This window comes from Belliella marina (assembly GCF_042682445.1).
In the GTDB taxonomy this organism is placed as follows: Bacteria; Bacteroidota; Bacteroidia; order Cytophagales; family Cyclobacteriaceae; genus Belliella; species Belliella marina.
Genome location: NZ_JBHUHR010000012.1, coordinates 40,973 through 59,471, shown reverse-complemented (window position 1 = coordinate 59,471; position 18,499 = coordinate 40,973). Strand labels below are relative to the sequence as shown.

The 18,499-nt window shown below is 41.0% G+C and carries 8 protein-coding genes; all 8 read right to left on the bottom strand.

Annotated elements, in window-relative coordinates; genetic code table 11:
* Positions 1-18 precede the first annotated feature (18 nt).
* The 8 genes from ACFSKL_RS03560 to ACFSKL_RS03525 all read right to left on the bottom strand — a co-directional run bounded on the left by ACFSKL_RS03560 (position 19) and on the right by ACFSKL_RS03525 (position 18,296).
* The gene (locus tag ACFSKL_RS03560; protein WP_376883540.1) at positions 19-1,593 is read right to left on the bottom strand and encodes a glycoside hydrolase family 28 protein; all 1,575 of its coding nucleotides are present in this window, start codon (positions 1,591-1,593) and stop codon (positions 19-21) included.
* 1,064 nt (positions 1,594-2,657) lie between these two features.
* Entirely contained in the window at positions 2,658-4,073 is a 1,416-nt protein-coding gene (locus tag ACFSKL_RS03555; protein ID WP_376883538.1) for a glycoside hydrolase family 140 protein, read from the bottom strand.
* Between the two features lie 617 nt (positions 4,074-4,690).
* Positions 4,691-7,792, bottom strand: a complete 3,102-nt coding sequence (locus ACFSKL_RS03550; protein WP_376883537.1) for a DUF6298 domain-containing protein — start codon at positions 7,790-7,792, stop codon at positions 4,691-4,693.
* Between the two features lie 466 nt (positions 7,793-8,258).
* The gene (locus ACFSKL_RS03545) at positions 8,259-8,921 is read right to left on the bottom strand and encodes a DUF3826 domain-containing protein (RefSeq protein ID WP_376883536.1); all 663 of its coding nucleotides are present in this window, start codon (positions 8,919-8,921) and stop codon (positions 8,259-8,261) included.
* A gap of 40 nt (positions 8,922-8,961) precedes the next feature.
* Positions 8,962-10,674: a polysaccharide lyase gene (locus ACFSKL_RS03540; RefSeq protein WP_376883535.1), complete on the bottom strand. Its 1,713-nt coding sequence runs from the start codon at positions 10,672-10,674 to the stop codon at positions 8,962-8,964.
* Between the two features lie 818 nt (positions 10,675-11,492).
* The gene (locus ACFSKL_RS03535) at positions 11,493-13,193 is read right to left on the bottom strand and encodes a RagB/SusD family nutrient uptake outer membrane protein (protein ID WP_376883534.1); all 1,701 of its coding nucleotides are present in this window, start codon (positions 13,191-13,193) and stop codon (positions 11,493-11,495) included.
* 42 nt (positions 13,194-13,235) lie between these two features.
* Complete coding sequence (locus ACFSKL_RS03530; protein WP_376883533.1) at positions 13,236-16,193, bottom strand: SusC/RagA family TonB-linked outer membrane protein; 2,958 nt, start codon at positions 16,191-16,193, stop codon at positions 13,236-13,238.
* Between the two features lie 402 nt (positions 16,194-16,595).
* Positions 16,596-18,296: a polysaccharide lyase gene (locus tag ACFSKL_RS03525; protein WP_376883532.1), complete on the bottom strand. Its 1,701-nt coding sequence runs from the start codon at positions 18,294-18,296 to the stop codon at positions 16,596-16,598.
* Positions 18,297-18,499: the final 203 nt, after the last annotated feature.

Below are 18,499 nucleotides of genomic sequence, written 5' to 3'. Positions count from 1 at the left end.
GCATATACACTTTAATTATTAACGAATAGCTTCTTTCGGCAGGCCTTTCCCTTCGGTCAGTGGAATAGCCACATTGTCCAAAGTATTGTTTTTCAAATAGATCTTTGAGGTTTTTTCTCCTCCAATATGGAAAAACAAATCAGAAGAAATCATTTGAAAATTGTTGTGAAGTAGTGCGTTTGAAACATTTTTCAGTTTTACCACAGCGGTATTTTGCAGAGGTGCTTTTGTTTTTACATTATCTACGATAAGATTTTCCACATCTTCAAATATGAATGAAGAGCCGTTCGTAGTAGAAATCTGGACATCATGAAACTCCACGTTCTTTGCTGTATGCACAGAAAATCCGCTTTTTGCTTCCATATTGATATTGGAAAAGCTGATATTGTCTATCGGCATTTCAGAAATCCCCAACACATTTCCAGCTACGTTGACGTTGGTTCCTGTTACATTCGCAATGTGGATATTTCTGAAGGTTGGAGTCCGTTCCGTCACGGGTTCTTCTGTAGTGCCTTTGTCGTAGAATAGGTTCAGGACAATGGCCTCTCCTTTGATATTATTCATCACGACATTACTCACCCTGATTTCTTCGACTACTCCTCCACGTCCCCTAGCAGATTTGATTCTGATACCTCGATCTGTGCCGTCAAATACACAATTGGAAATCGTGATCTTTCTGATGTCACCAGAAACTTCACTTCCGATGACCACACCCCCATGTCCGGAAAGCATCGTGCAGTTGGTGATCGTAACATTCTCCGTAGGCGTGGCATACTTCCTGCCATCCATATCCCGTCCTGATTTGATCGTAATACAATCATCTCCCACAGAAATATGACAATCGGAAATATGCACATTCTTGCAAGAAGTAGGGTTGATCCCATCGGTATTGGGTGATGGAGGATTGATGATTGTCAAACCAGAAATCTTGATATCTTCGGAAAATGCTGGATTTACCGTCCAAAAGGGGGAGTTTACAATCGTAATTCCTTCTATTCTGATGTTCTTGCATTCAAATGGCTGGATCAATGGCGGGCGGAAAAACTTCATTCCCATCGTCCCTTGATAATAGGGTGCAGTTTCCAAATCAGGATTCAGTTCATCCCACATTTTCTGATACTTGTTGAGGGGCAATTCCTCTTTAGCATATCTAATTCGGTACATTTCTTCCCACCAAGCTTTACCCTGTCCATCTATTTTCCCCCTGCCTGTAATCGTGATATTCTCTGCCTGATAGGCATAGATCAAAGGAGAAAAATTCTGCATCACAGTTCCCTCCCAGCGCATTTTTACAAATGGCAGATATTCTTCTAGATCAGTAGAGAATTTTAGCAATGCCCCTGCATCCAAGTGAATGGTAATGTTACTTTTCAGTTGGATTGCCCCAGTCAAATATTCCCCTGCCGGAAAGAAAATCGTCCCCCCTCCTGATTCATGGGTTTTGTTGATAGCTTGTTGGATTTCTTTGGTGCTTATTTCACCTTGCTTACTTACCCCATGTTTGGTCACATCAATCCACCCCTCCTGATCCATTGCAAAGGATATGGAAGTGGCAAAGCACAATATGGAAATGAATAAGATTCTTGTAAGCATGGTTTTTATTTTAGATTTTAGACCTGCCGGCAGGTTTTAGTTTCATAAATTCAGTTTCCTGTACATTTTGTGGTCTTTGTGAAAACCTTATTGTTCCTTGTGGTAAGTTTTACTCCTTATAGATAAACTTTTCAGTTTAAACGATTGAACCACTATGGACACAATGGAGGCACGGAGGACACAAGGGATTTTGGTTGAATATGTAAACACCAATCAATTAATAGCAAATTCAACCTATTCACCATCCAATATTATGTTTTGTTCCCACCCCTCCTTGTTAATATTACAGAGCTACGCCCCATATTTTCACGTGGTTTTATTACCTTTTCGGGCATCAAACCTTTATAATTAATTCCTTGTAATATTGATATCGTCCGTGCCTATGACACTGTTGATACCTAAATTCAATCTTTGTTCCCAGCAATAAATTGCCAGGCTATTATTTCGGTCATACCTACAGCATTTTCATCAATCCATTTCAGGCATCTTTTTCCTAACAACGCAGTCAACCGATAATTCCCCCCCCAATCGGTAATTGTTTAAGGGTTTAGAGAAAATAACTTTTCATAGCCTATTATTGACCAATAACATATAACTAAATTAACTTATATCACTAGCTAACTCCTCAAATTAGATTACAGGGCTACGCCCCTAAAATTCATCCAGATACACATTTTTTTTCTACGAAGATATGTGGGCTATGCCCCCAATCCCTACACATTAGTTATTTAATATATCAAGTTCCCTAGTAAGCTAACTGCTAATTATTCGCACTTCACCAGGGGCGTTAGCCCTGTTTTCTTCGTAGAAAATCAAGGAACAAGCCAATCCAAAAGGGGCGTAGCACTGATTTCTTTTCCGGGAATTCACAGGGTCAATCCCCCCTCCTTCGTAAGATTACAGGGCTACGCCCCTTATTTTCACGTGAACTATATTACTTTGCTACGAAGATATGTGGGCTATGCCCCCATTAACTTAATCAACTATTCCCCTAATCAACTGAAAACTAACACACTGAACACTTCAGCTTCTATTGACCGTTGACCGTCGTCTGTTCATCAGTTTCAATTTAACACCAACACCCAGTCGTTGCCATCCTGCACCTCCCCGTCTGGTTTGAACTTATGGGTTCCTTTGTTCTCGATTTTTCCGATTTCTGAATATGCTCCTGTTCTTGGATCGAACCATTTGGCTTCAATGGTATATCCACCGAATGTCCCCAGTTGCAATTCTATTTCCCTGCCTGTATAGGTGTAAACCAATGCATAATCATTTCCTCTGGTCGCTACCAGGTAATCATATTTTTCCCCTTGATTGAGAATCAAAGTTTGGTCTGGAATTCTTTCGAAATAAGGGAAATCAAGCATCAGTTTTTTGAGGTGAACCATTTGTTTTGCTCCCGGAGCATCCATGGCTTCTTCCCAAAGAATATTGTTTCCATAAGCACTTGACTGATCAGTTGATCTATGCATCTGCATCACAGCACTGTGTCCATAAGTGTAACCAGCAGCTCCCGCAAATACCGACCAATAGCCATATCTCCTAACAGCTGCATCGTCCCATAAGGGTTCTTTTGGGTCATGAAGTCCCTGTGGAATTCCTTCATAGGAAGGTTCGGCATCAAGCGTAGGTTTGGTAGGATTCAATGCATAATCCACCTCTACATATTTCCAATTGTCCTCCCCATAAGCCTTGCCCGAGGTATCTTGGTCATATCTTCTATGTCCAGATTGGATCATATTGAAATCGAGCCATTTTTCATTGTGAAACCAATCCGATGACTGGGTTCTTCCCCTGGGATGGAAAGTGATCAAGTGGTCAGGATTCAATTCCCGGAGATTATGACCAATCGTTTGCCATACTGCTGTGGAATCAGCACCATTGATGTCTCCACCATTGAGCCAAATCACGTGCTTACTATCCTTGTATCTCTCGGCGAGAAATTTACTGTAAATTTCAGCTTCACTGCTCGTCACCTGACCTGCTTTGACTGGCGATCCCCAAATAGGAACGAGCGCCATATACAAACCCTTTTCCCCAGCAAGATTGACCACATAGTCTACATGATCCCAATAATCATACTGCCCTTGCTCCATGTCAGTGCCCTCTATAATTTTCGGTGTAGCTACATTTCCATTGACTAAAGCAGTGTCTCCATAAACGTTTACAGCTTCTGTGGTATGTAAAACCATCACTTGGATCACATTGAATCCCTTTTGCTTTCTGTCTTCTAGGTATTTCTCAGATTGCTCCCTATCCAATTTGCTAAACAACAACCAGCCTGTATCTCCAAGCCAGAAAAAAGGGTCTCCATTTTCAGTTTCAAAATACCTTTGGTTTTCGGAGATCTTGAGTGCGGTAATACCTTCATGGGATTTATCTACCTGATCTTCAATGTCTTTTTGTCCACAGGAAAGAAGAATGAATGCTGCTCCAAACAGCATGGTGATGATGTTTATTTTCGAGTTTTTTAAGATCATGGTTTAATTATTTCAATTTTGTTTTCATATTCATTTCTTAGGTCTCACAAAGACAGCAGAGGAGCAAAGGGTGCAAGATTTTTTTTAATTCTCACGTGTCACGTGCTGATTTTACTTGAGACTTTTTCTTTAATTCTGAATAATTTTCAATAGCCTCCCGAAATTATCGGAACAGGCTCTTCGGGGTTGTGATGGGGTTTCCATTACTCCTCCGGGTTTCAAACTGGGGCTTCTCCACGACCACCTTTTTCAAGATTCAACCACTTCGTGGTTGGTAGAATCGTGCCTGAATTTCTTTTCATATTCCCCGCATTTCATACGGGGCTAATCGAGGTTTAACCCCTTCGGGATTGGTTCTTTCGCTTCTATTATCATTCCCTTTCCCCAGGTTGTAACCCGGGGCTATTCAAGGTTTAACCCTGCCTGCAGCAGGCAGGCACTTTGTGGTTGATCTATTCTTTGTCTTGAATCTCACGTCTTGTGTCTTGCATCTTATATCTCGCTTCTTATCTTCCGATATTTATCGGGACAGGCTTCGCTTCACTTAACTCTGACTTCTTCTTCCCCAAATCAAACTTTGCATATCTCTGCTCCTTTGCGATCTCTGCGTGAAACCTTTACTCTTTAACTATCCATAGTACAAGTGTTTGCTCTTTTGGCTTTTTTAGATATGTTTTGCCTTTGAGTTTCTGCTTTGAATTCGCTACTGTTGCTCCGGAACTTGGATCAATCCAGCGGAGGACATAAGTGGTCTCTTTTGTTCCAAAGTCAAGTTCGACATGGTCTTGGGCGTAGATTAAATATTGATTGTCAATCCCTTCCATTTTCCAGTTGGTATCTTCGATCTGGGCATTGTAAATGGGTTTCATATTCGCCAAGCTCTTTGCAAATCCAGGTTCTTGTATCTGTGGAATGGGAGGCAAAGAACCTCCTGCAAACAATATCGCCCAGCCGAAATCGGGTGCTTTTGGGGTATTGTAAACCACTGCCTTTTTGGGATATTTTTGCCTGTATTCACTGATAGCGCGGTAAACCTCCACTGGCGTTTCTTTGCCTGATTTGAGTTGCCGGGCATGCTGTCTGGGGGCTAGATTTTTCCCACCTTCTGGGGCATATACATTTCCATCTTGGCTATAATGCCAATAGCGGATATCAATCACATCAATGTGCTTTGACCGCTCCGGATCCTGTAAAATGGCGTCCTGTACATCTTTGGTAGCACTCAATCCCAAAAGTGCATTTGAGCCAGTTTCCTTTTCCCATTGGATCACCTCATCTACCCAAAACTCCATAAATGACAAAGGACCGGTATATTCAGCACTGGTAAATTGAATCACATTTGTATTATTAGCGAAGTTTTCCAGCCCTTTTCTGATATATGCCTGATGCAATTTTCTCCGCTCAGGATGTTGGACATCGTAAAATTGTTCGGCGAGAAAAATCCTTTTGTCACCAGCATAGGGAGGTGGCTCAGGAAATCCTGTTTGGTTGACATTGTTGGCTGGTCGCCATGGGGAATCCGACCAATGGGCTCCTGCTTCCAAGATATTGTGCTGAAAGTATTGCTGATGAAATAATACCAGCCCAAGCTCTGAACCCAGATCAGCAAAATCCTTGAGTCTTTGCCAGTACCAAGTATTGTATTTTGTCAAGTCATATTTGCTCAATCCATCCCAAGCTTTTCCCTCGCCAGATCTGGCAAAAGGTTGCTCGTAAAATGGTGCCCAGACTTCTCCATCCATTCTTCTGACCCTTTCATGATCATCTCTCCTTCTGTCATACCAAAGACCATAATTATGATCCAAGGTCACAATGCCCTCTTTTTTCAATTCCAAAGTCATGGAACCCAATTCATCGGTCAATCCAGGGCCATCCTTGCCTGGCACAAATCGCGTCACGTGCGGTTTGGCGGACTCTACATCCCGATCCCTCAAGCTTCCTCTCCACCAAGACACTTCCTGTCTCTTTCCGACCAACAATCCAAAATCGGCAACCAAAAGCCCGTTGGATAAGCGGATATTTGCATTTTTGGTTGATTCTGAATTGGGTTTCTTTGATTTAGGTTTAAAGACTTTGCCCCCTTGGGTGTTAATACGATTTCGCTCTGAAGCCAAGGAAATCCATTCCTTCAAAGTAATCAATTCCTCTTGTGCTGCACGGGTCAAATCTGCAGCTTGCTCATAGCTTGGGCTTGTAGATGCCTCAGAATCCATGGGCAACAAATCAGGCTGAAAAGGCAATTTCCCAAGCCTTGCTTCCAACTGGGCATAAAACAGGCTTTTGGGATTGATGTGGTTGTTGGTGTTTTCCCAATTTCCATTGCCTTCGAACTGTCCCCAAGTTCCGTAAGCCCAATTTTGGGCAGTTGGAGGGGAAAAACATGAAATAAGTGAAGCCGAACATTGCCAAAGCATACTATTGCCACCCGTCCAGCCTGCTCCTCTTTGCCTTTGTCCGAGATTCTTAAAGCCTAGTCCATGACCATCTATTTTTACATTGTCAAACAATGTTCCTGATGACCAGCCATCTATTCCTCCACTGTGTCCATCAGGCAAAAATGACTCGCAAGAAAGGAATACATTGGGACCGGCAGCATTCAGCCCAACCGAAAAGTCATGCATGCCATATTCAGCATAACATCTTTGAAATAGATTTTGCTGACCTTGGGTATAAAAAGTGCGGCGTCTATGTCCTCCAATTTCGGATATGGGATCCAATGAAATACAATCTTCCACGGTGATCCTTTTGCCTGTTGGATGAATAGCTACCGCCGAACCTGCAAAATGCTGGAAACTCAACTGTCTTACCCAAGCATCCTGGACATTTTCCATTGAAATAGCCGTCCATCGATGGGCTTCATCTTTGTTGTTTTCAACATCAAACGTGGAAATCAACTGCATATTCTCTACACCAATATTGGCTGTTCTACCTTCCCATTTGTAGGTCTGAAGATATGCTTTGGAGTATTTGGGATCCAAAGCCATGGTGATTGGCGCATCTAAAAAAACAGTATCTCCCTTGATTTGGAGGATTTTTCTATCCCAAACTTGATCATGATCACCCGGCTTCCAGCCTATCCATCCCGTCTCTCCACCAAAGTCAACCATCTGCATAATATCAATCCACTCTTGCATAGCTGGTCGGGTTATAAAAATATCTTGCCCAACTTTGAGTTTCCCCGCTTGATCTACCAAGATAAAATCATTGCCCAAAGGATGATAAAGTTCTTTAACATCCAACTTTTCTTCTACAACCGCATCACCTGTCCCATGTACTTTGATCAAATCATTTCTTTTGGTACCAGCCCCGATCAATCGAGTTCCACCTTCACCAGCGCCACTTCCCCTCAATACAATCCCATCATTTCTTAAAAACAATGTGCCTTCAATCTCAAAATCACCTTTATCCAATACAACTGCTCCCCGTAAACCATTTTTGTCCAATGGCATGGTCGCCACCTGATCCAATGCCTCTTGGATCAATGCGGTGGCATCTCCTTCAACCGGAGAAATTATGAAAGCAGGTTTGACATTTGGTATTGGGACTTCGCTCAATCGATATCCAGCAAATGAATAATCCGGAATCTTATTTCCCAAATCATCTGCCCCATAGACCAATTTGCCTTCCACGAGCGAAAGTTTAGGCTGTACATCCTGTCCAAAAACTACTTGGCAGCATGTGAAAAAGGAAAAAAGAAATATGGATTTCAATTTATTCATTGGAGGAAAATAAGTGTTAAGGGAGTAATATGTTGATTTTGGGTGAATTATAGGTTAGTTGATATTTATAGATATTTGGATATTGGTAGATATTGTTTCTTCTACATAACTATTTGATAATTAATCACTCAAGATATCAAATTACATTTGATATTGATCTTTTTTTGATATTGGATACTGCTTGAGAACTTATTCGCTGAGGTGTTTTGTTTTGGACGCTAAGAATATTGAATTGACTAACAGGGAAATCACTTTTAACAATTTCGGAACGAGGCTTCCTATATTTAAATTGATCTCTTTTGGTCTGTGGGGACACAAACCAAGGTAATGCTTTTGGTCTGTGGAGACACAGACCAAGGAAATGGAATTGTTCTCAGTGGAACTTTTCCAAAGTTGACAATTGGCTTCACAGTATACCCGTTGATCTGAATTTAACTTTGGAAAAGTTGTCCTACCTACTGTCAACTTACTTATTTTTATCCCTCATTTTGGCTTCCATAATTTCAGATGCCTCTTTCAGGTTGTAGCCTTCACTAGCCAGGTAATTATTGATTCTTCCTTTGTATTTGCCAAACCAGCCATGTTTATCTTTTGAACTTCCTGCCATGAAAGCATGCTCTCTGGCTTCTTCCAAGTTCTTCTTGACAAATTCCTTTTGGTCGGTAGTCAAGTCAGGAAGCATTTCCAAATATACTTGGTAGGTATTGGGAGCCACGTGATAAGTCAAGCCATTTTTCACTTCAGTTACTTGCTCATCATTCAGGTCTTTTTTCAGTTTTGACAAAAAAGACTTTCTCAACTTATTCAATTCCTTTTGTGACTTCTTTTCCAAAGACTCTTTTTTCTTCTCCCACTTTTCAGGACTGCCTTTCAATGCTTTCTTTTCGGCATCCAATCTAGCAGATTGCTTGTCATGAAGGCTGCTCAGATTTCTGTATTGCTTGGCTATGTTTTGCTTTACACGCTCCTTTTTTGTCTCCTCAGAAATATCCAAAGTTTGAACGATCTTATCAGCTCTTTCTAATGTCACCTTGATGTATTCAGGATCTGTATCCTGTGCATTTGCCTCCAATATTTGGAAAAAGCAAAAGGCTGATAAAAGCAAAATTAGGTTTCTTATATTTTTCATTAGTTCATAAATTAAGTAAAACTATTATGCTGATTTTGGGTCACTTATTTGGTATCAAACTTCCGAATTTCTTATACCAATCAGCCAAGGTATCGGAATTGTTTTTGAGGTCTTTCCAGTCCACTTTTTTCTCAGGATCGATTCCGTTGATGTACTTTTCCAAATTGGTATAACCATCTCCATTGATATCATTGTTGGCATCAGAAGGATCATTTGGATTGAGTCCATATCGTTTTTCCCATGCATCAGGAATTCCATCTCCATCTGAATCCAAATATGGATTCCCTTTGTATTCTGGATAGCCACCTACCTGAGATATTTCAACGATTATTCCTTTCTTATAAGAATCCGGCAGAAGTCTTCTCTTAACATATTCACTTCCTAAGCTTGATTCCATGTTATCTTCGTACTCGACTTTTCCGGTTTTCACCTGCTTGACAATTCTTTCATCCACAGGATCTCTTTTTGGAATGGTTGCCCCTGCATTTTCCAATACAAATTCATATGCTTCCTCCGCATCCATGATACTCAAAGGTGACATTGCAAAAGGCTTATCCACCCTAATATAATCAATGTAATCTTTCAAATCACCACTTCCAATCTGTACTCCTCCAGCCCAGTTATCTTTGGAAATTTCTGGGTGTCCGTCTGCTATATTCCCTGCTACATAAGCCCTTCCATATACAGCAGTATCACTTTTGGATCGATCGGATTCGGGTTTGAGAAAACGGTATCGGATTGCTCCTTCTTCAGGTGTGATGGGACCTGGTTTGAGGTAGTTGTTGATGATGTTGAACAAAGACCTGTGGTCTCCACCATCCACCGTCCTGTTCCAATAATTGAACAAGACATTGTTGACAAAGGTGAAATCTCCATACATCCCTACCGAAGGATTTCTGCTGATATTACTTGCCCAAAGATTCCTCATAAAGGTACTGTTATAGCCACCTATGGTACTGCCAAAACCATGGTTGTACACGTCCAATGCTTCGGAAGAAATGCTGTTTTGGATCGTAATATTGGAAGAAGGCAACTTTTGCCTGCCTTTTCCATCACCTGCATCATACATATTTCTGTACATGGAAAGGTTCTCATCCAGTCCCCAACTGATGGAGCAATGATCGATGATCACATTTCCCTGTGTATCACCACCCAAAGCATCGTCACGTCTTGTGACATCAGTCGCTCCCCTTCTAAACCTCATGTGTCTAACAATCACATCATGTGTATCAATTGCAAATGTCTCACCAGCAATACAAATACCATCACCAGGAGCCGTCTGTCCAGCAATGGTTAGATAAGGGGCTCTGACAGATATTGGGGTTTCAAGCTGAATGATTCCTGCCACATTGAAGACAATCGTACGTGCGCCACCAGCTTCACATGCTTCCCGTAGCGTACCTGGTCCACTGTCAGCCAAACTTGTAACCACAAAAACTTTCCCTCCACGTCCTCCAGGAGTGTACATCCCTCCACCTTCAGCACCGGGAAAAGCTGGGATATCAGCTTTCACCAAATTAAGTGGATAGGCTGCCCAGGGAACATATGGTCTACCTGATTTGGCTTCTGCATCGATGATTGGCAAAACTTTCTGGAATTGGGCTTCCAGCCTGCTTTCTTCCAGTTCCATGATAGAATCTGTCTTGGCCTGAAGCTCAGGTGGAATAACCGGATATTGTCCGTATGTAGGGGAGACGAGTACTATTGTACAAAATAGATACAACAGTCCTGCCATCTTATATTCAAATCTCATGGGTGTTTTTGGTTTAGTCAATTGCTTTCAAATGTAAAATTAACACATCCTCCAGCTTAACATACCTGAACCTACCTGCCTCAGGGGGACTTGGTTTATTGAGTTATCAGTTGATTTAGGAATTGTTAATTAGGAGAAAGTGATTAGGTAATTAAGTTATTGGTCGAATAGTAAAAAGTAGATAGGTATTTGGGATGTAGTTTTGCTATTTGAAAAAACCAGAAAATTAACCACAAGGGACACAAAGGTTTTCACAAGGGGCACAAGGAATTTAAACTATAGCACCTCGTGTCCTCCGTGCAACCTTGGTGTTCTCCGTGGTGAAATCACCTCAATACCTTTTGGATATCGAAATAAGAAATCAGGGGCGTAGCCTATACTTCTTGGTAGAAAATCACGAATCTAGTGGGGTTTTTAGGGGCGTAGCCCTGCCATCTGAAATACCAGGAAATGATTAACCACAAGGGACACTAAGGTTTTCACAAGGGGCACAAGGAATTTAAACTATGGCACCTCGTGTCCTCCGTGCAACCTTGGTGTTCTCCGTGGTGAAATCACCTCAATACCTTTTGGATATCGGAATAAGAAATCTGGGCTGGCGCTCCTAAGGGAAGAATCTCAAGAATGGTTGAATAAGTTATTAAGCTATCGGTTGAATTGGTGGTTTTGTATGGCATATCAATCCCGAATGCTAAAGAAGGATTAACTTGCAATAGAATTTCTTAAATCTAAGATTTAGATTTTCGTCCTCCACAAAAAAAAAACAAGCCGTAAGTATCAACCTACGGCTTGTTACAAATTTTCTTGAATAGCTTGTTTTAGTATCCTGGGTTTTGACCGAATTCAGCGCCATTGAGGAGTGCATCTATTTCGTTTTGAGGAATTGGTCTGAGATAATGATGATCCCTGAATTCTGTAATATTAGGATTGTAAATTGCAATTCTTGACCCAATAGTCCTTGTTCTTTTCAAATCATACCATCTGACCATCTCACCACAAAGCTCTCTAGCTCTCTCATCCAAAACAAAATCCAAATCAACCTCTGCTGCTGTTACTGCCATCTGCCCTTCAGCCCCATCCTTTGCTGCTCTGTTACGAATTACATTCAAGTAGGTCGCTGCTGCTGCAGCATTGCCCAATTGAACTTCAGCCTCGGCAGCTATCAAATAAATTTCTGCAAATCTCATGACAAATACATCCAAGAAGCCTTCTCTTTGATTTTGATTTGTTCTTGTAAGTGGATCTCTAAACTTCCATAATTGCACGAAATTATCCGGTTGGTTCAAAGATCCATCAGACTCGTTATACGTTCTGTTTCGATCATAAATCACATAAGGTTTGAATTCCTTATTGGGAACACTCTTTTTTGTAATGTACAAAGCTGTATCTATACCTGCCCTTACCTCTGTACCAATCAGACTTGGATCTTTTCCATGTGCCTGAACATCTTCGGCTGTCCATGTATAAGATTCATTTGCTATCCAAACTTCCTTAAATGAAGCCTCATATCTAGCATCAATATCATCATCATAGAAATCCAATAATGCCCTTGTAGGCATAAGCCTCCTTGTATCTTCATTTCCATATTCCAAAGTTCTAACAAGTCCTTTGAATCTTGCATAATTAGTCATGTAAAACTGGTGAAGTCTATTCGCTCCTCCTCTATTTAATGCAGGATTCAAAGAATAGCTTACTGTGTGCAATGATTCCTTATTGCGTTTGTTGTTGGTAGGATCCCAAAGATCATTGACATCATCCCATAACTCAATACCCAACTCTCCGCTCCTAGCGATTATTTCCTCAGCCAAGTCCCTAGCCAAAGTGTAATAAGTGGCTCCATCACCATAGTAACCCCGTGTCAAATATACTTTTGCCAACAAGCCCATGGCAGATTTTTTGGTAGCCCTACTATATTCATCACCATAACTTATTGGAAGGTGTTCAGAGGCAAAGAGCAAATCTTCTATCATCAAATCATAAAACGCTTCCACTGGTGATCTTTCTGCCGTCAATATTGGTTCTCTTGTTTCAGTAGTTCTCAACATCACGCCTCCCCAAGTTTCTACGATATGGTAGTAATAAAACGCCCTTAGAAACCTCAACTGGCCTTCCATTTCATTCTTAGTGGCCTCAACCGTAAAACCGGCATCATCTATTCTATTGATCCCAGCATTGCATTGATTGATGGCAGCCCACATTCTTGGCCACTCCCCTATATTTGGGTTACCTTGGGTAGGAGTTAATCCTGCATATCTGGTCAATTGGTTAGCATAGTTTGCATTCTCTCTGTTAAACCATAGATCAGTACCTGACTCACCCAAAAATATCCCATTTTCTCTACCGTAAAACTCAGTGCGGTAATCATAAGCCGCATTCACTGCTGTAGCAAAACCCTCTGGAGTACTCCATGCTGCATCCGCTGTTGTTCCCGTAGGATTAAATTCATCAAGATCGCAGGACCACATTATCAATGCCGTACTTGCGATTATTCCTATATTTTTAAATTTGTTAAATTTCATGTCCCTAATGTTTTTGGTTATACAATTGAAATAACTCCCCATTTAAAAGCCAATGTTGAGCCCCACTATGACCTGTCTATTCAAAGGGAATCCCTCTGGACCGCCTCTTTCAGGGTCATATTCCCTTAGCAAATGACTTCTTGAATAGGTAAACATGTTATTGGCAGTCACATAAATCCTCAATTTCTCCAAGGAAAGTTTATCTGTCAGATTTTTTGGCATAGTATAACCCAAACTCACATTTCTCAATTTGATAAAAGAGCCATCCACAAATGTCAAAGTCTGATATCCTGCGTAATTTGATAGCGATGCATTTCTCGATGGTCTTGGATAATCATTTGTTGGATTTTCAGGTGTCCAATACTCCATAAACTCAGGACCATTTCCTTCTCCTCCAGGATTGTACCTCCCCAAAACTTCAGCATGGATCATCTGCCCTACCCTTGCAAATAAAAACAAACTTAGATCTACATTTTTGTACCTAAAAGTGTTTTGGAATCCACCATACCATGAAGGCACATCAGAACCTATGACCATCCTGTCGTCTGCGTCTATCACGCCATCTCCATTTACATCTTCCAACTTAATGTCACCAGGTCTGAAAGGAGTTCCTCCAAAAGTCAATGCAGCTGCCTGATCAGCTTCATCAAGCTGCCAAATACCAAGTTTGTTCCAAGTAAAGTATGATTGTACTGGATGACCTATCATCAGCACATTTCTTTCATCTGTAATAATGTCTTCCCCATCTACCAAGTCAGTTATTTTTTCTCTGTTGGCTGATAAGGTTAAAGTTGAATTCCAAGAGAAATTTGCAGCTCTGACATTTTCAGAGTTAATGGTTAATTCAACACCCCTGTTTTGTGTAGAGCCTACATTTTGGAAAACCCTTCTCACTCCTGTAGAAAATGGAAGTGTTCTAGCCAAAAGTATATCAGTGGTGTTCGTATTATAGACTTCCAAGTTGGCATTGACTCTGTTATTCCAAAGTCCTAAGTCTATCCCAAAATTTGTTGTAGCTGAAGTTTCCCAGCCAACATTTGCATTTCCGATTTCCTGACCAAACATAAACCCTGGCGAAGCAACTTCACCAAATGAGATCCTATTGTTGACAAAAAGTAAACTTTGGGTGCCGTATGCTGGAATAGCTGAGTTACCTGCGAGACCATAACTTGCCCTCAGTTTCAAGAAGCTAATTCCGGATGCATTCTGCATGAAGTTTTCATCACTCATAATCCAGCCACCAGCAATAGATGGGAACATCGCCCATTTATTTCCTGGAGCAAGTCTTGACGCACCATCGTATCTATTGGTGACAGTAAATAAATACCTTTCCTTGAAGATGTAATTTAATCTACCCGCAAAAGACATCATGTTGGTCCCTGTATAACCAGAGGCAATATTTCTACTTTCAACATCTGTACCTCCCAAATTATAGAACAACTGTGAAGGAAGTACTTGATTGATTCCACTGGCTGAAACAAAATCTATATCTCTTTGGATGTAGTTAGTTACTCCAGTTATGGTAAATGAGTGATTTTCAATTTCCTTATTGTAGGTTAAGATATTGTCAAAATTAAAAAACCTATTGTAGGTCATTTCACTTGAAGCTTCGGATCGAAGAACATTCCTTTGTCTAAAAGAGGTTGCATCATCGTATCTTCCTTGTCTGTCATTAGTGAAATTTGTCCCAAAATTAGATCTAAATGACAAGCCTTTGATAGGTTTGTATTCCAAAAAAGCATTTACCATAATATTGGTCCTGATGGTGTTGTTTCGTTGAATATTTGGCCCTCGTTCGTCAGTCAATGGACTTACTGTACTTTGATCAGCAAAAATCGGGAACCTATTAATTTCACCATTTTCATCATAAGCTACGCCAAGCGGACTGGTATTCATCGCATTCGACAGCACATCTTGCCTTCTATTGATATCAAAATAGGCTATTTGACCTAATGTTCCAACTTTTATTTTATTAGAGATTTTGTGCTCGACATTCCATCTACCTGTATATCTGGTAAAATCGTCATTTCTCAGCAATCCAGTTTCCTTGAAATAACCAGCAGAAATAAAGGCTTTGGTTTTTTCATTACCACCGCTTATAGAAATATTATGGCTTTGTTGGGTTCCATCACGAAGCAACAAATCCACCCAATCTACATACTGATTGTTTTGCACAGCTTCCCATTCACCAGGACCTTGAAAAGCAATTGGATCATCTGAAGGATCATTCCAATCACCCGAAGTCCTGAATGCTTCCCTACGTAGATTGACATAACTATCTCCTGTCCTAACCTGTGGAAAAGCAGTCAAACCATTGACGCCAAAAAACGAATCGTAATTGATTTTTGTTTTACCTTCCTTACCACTTTTTGTGGTAACAATGATGACACCATTAGCACCTTGTGCTCCGTAAATGGCCGTTGCCGAAGCATCTTTTAACACTTCTACAGATTCAATGTCATTTGGATTGAGGTTATCGATATTTCCACCTTGAAATCCATCAATTATATAAAGAGGTGTACCTGAAGCGTCAATTGATCTATTACCTCTCAATTGAATATTAGCACCAGCGCCAGCTTGTCCGGATGCACGTGTAATATCTAATCCCGAAACCCTACCTTGGATGCCTTCCAGGGCATTGTGGGTAGGTGTCAATATAAGATCTTCTGATTTCACTGAAGACACCGCTCCAGTTAAATCCCTTCTTTTGGATTCTCCATATCCTATCACAACAACCTCCTCCAATACATCAATATTAAAAGACATTTGCACATCAAGTTGAGTTTGATTCCCAACTTCAATTTCTTGTGTGACAAAACCGACAGAAGAAAAAACCAACACCGTTCCTTCTTGTACACTTAAAGAATATCTTCCATCAATGTCAGTAACAGTTCCCGAAGTAGTACCTTTAATTAGGACATTGACTCCAGGCAAAGTTTCACCATCTGAACTATCAGTCACAACTCCTGATACCACTTTAGCTTGTTGTTGAAAAGCCATCGAAGGACTAATCAACATCATCATCAAAAGAGTAAATAAGAATCCACTCTTAATTAAGACTTTTGGTCTAAATCGTACTTTTTTAAACATATCAAATGTGGGTTAAAATGGGTAATTTGATTAAATCGGAATTTGTCAACTAGATCCTGTGACACAATGATTTAATCCTCTTAAACGTAAATTTAAGACCCTCAAAAAATTAACCTACCTGTACTTGCCTGACTTGAGATTCTGAAAAATCAAAAAATATTGAAAGTACGGCTTCTAAATCTTTCGACTTAGAAGCGTACTGACAATACAACTAAATTAACCCCTACTCATTTTCTTTTGGTATTTTTCCCACTGAAACCACCCTGTATTACCATTTGGAGGCGGTTTCATTATGTGGTTGCTAGTAGTCTATCAAAACAGACTCTTCTTGCCCTCAAGTGTGTCTTTGTTGTTTGAGAGATTCTTCCAATCCACTTTTTTCTTGGGATCGATACCATTGATATATTTTTCGATATTCGTATATCCATCTCCATTGAGGTCACCGTTGGCATCGGATGGGTCATTTGGATCCAATCCGTATTTGATTTCCCATGCATCTGGCATGCCGTCTTTGTCTGTATCTTTATATGCTTTTCCCTTGTACTCAGGATAGCCTCCGACCTGCCTGATATCCGTGATGATCCCTAGCTTGTAAGAATCGGCTGGCAATCTCCTGTGTTCAAATTGGTAGAATGATTCTGGATCAAGTCCCTTTACATATTCAGCCTTACCTGTTTTGACAGTCCTGATCACCCTTTCATCCACCGGATCCCTGCGAGGCAAGGTTGCACCGGCATTTGCCAGTACATATTTGTAGGCATCTGCTGTAGGTTTGATTGTCAAACTAGGCATTGGAAAAGGTTTGTGCGATCTGATTCTTGGAAAATAAACTTCCTTTGCTTCTTCAAAAGGAACATTTCCATCTTTGTTGTTCAGCTGGATTCCTCCTTCCCAGTTATCCGCAGTCACATTTGGAACTCCTTCTACAATATTCCCCTCTACATAGGCTCTACCATAGATGGTAGTATCCAACCTAGTCAGTACAGCATCCGGCCTCAAAATCCTAAATCTGATATCGGAATTTTCAGGAGTGACTGGCCCTGGCTTGTAGTAGTTGTTGATGATGTTGTACTTGGCCATGTAATCCCCACCGTCGGTAGTCCTGTGATTCCAATTGAAAACCACATTGTTCACAAAATTGAAGATTCCATTCCAGCCAATTGATGGGTTTCTACCTGCATTGCTTGCCCAAAGATTTCTCATAAATGAGCAGTTTTCACCTCCCAAGGTACTGCCCAGGGAGTGGTTGAAGGTATCGAGTCCTTCAGAGAAAATACTGTTTTGGATAGTGATGTTTACTGTTCCTCTTTTTTCGGTAGGATAATCTCCTCCAGGACTGTACATGTGTCTGTAGATTGACATATTTTCATCCAAGCCCCAACTAGCGGAGACGTGATCTATCATAATATTTCCAACGGGATTCCCTCCAATGGCATCATCTCTTCTGCCTACAAAGGTCTCCCCTCTTCTGAATCTCATATGTCTGATGACCACATCATGTGTATCGATCCAAACTGTCTCACCAGCTACGACCACCCCATCTCCGGGAGCTGTCTGGCCTGCTATCGTAACATATGGTGCCCTGATGATCAATGGGCTTTGGAGTTTGATGATTCCAGCTACGTTGAATACGATTATCCTTGCACCACCTTGCTCACATGCTTCCCTTAGGGTGCCGGGACCTCTATCTTCCAAACTGGTTACGGTGTATATTTTCCCGCCGCGACCACCATAAGAATACATCCCTCCACCTTCAGCACCTGGAAAAGCCGGGATTTCGGCTTGTTCCAAATCAGTAGGCCTAAATGCCCAAGGAACATAGGCTTTACCTTCGGAAGCTTCCTTGAGTACAATTGGCAGGGCTTTTTCCCAAGCCAAATCCGAAAGCCTTTCGGCCTCATTCATGATGGAATCTGACTTTGCTTTGGCTTCTGCCGGGATTTTGGGATATTGGGCAAGTACTGGGCTGCTTAGACCCATTGCCAAGGCAATGAGCATATACTTCATTTTCATAGAAAATCTGATTTAATCTTTTTCTTTTTTTGTTTCCTTATTCGATTGGTGGACGAGGAAGTTTGGGTCACAATTTTAGACTTTTCGTTTATCTACCATTAAGGGGAAAAAAGCCTTGAAATCTCATCACTGGTTTTGAAGGAATTTCTTGGAAATTGTAAAGAAACCTAATGGCAGCTTATAAATACCCCGAAAAAGAGTGG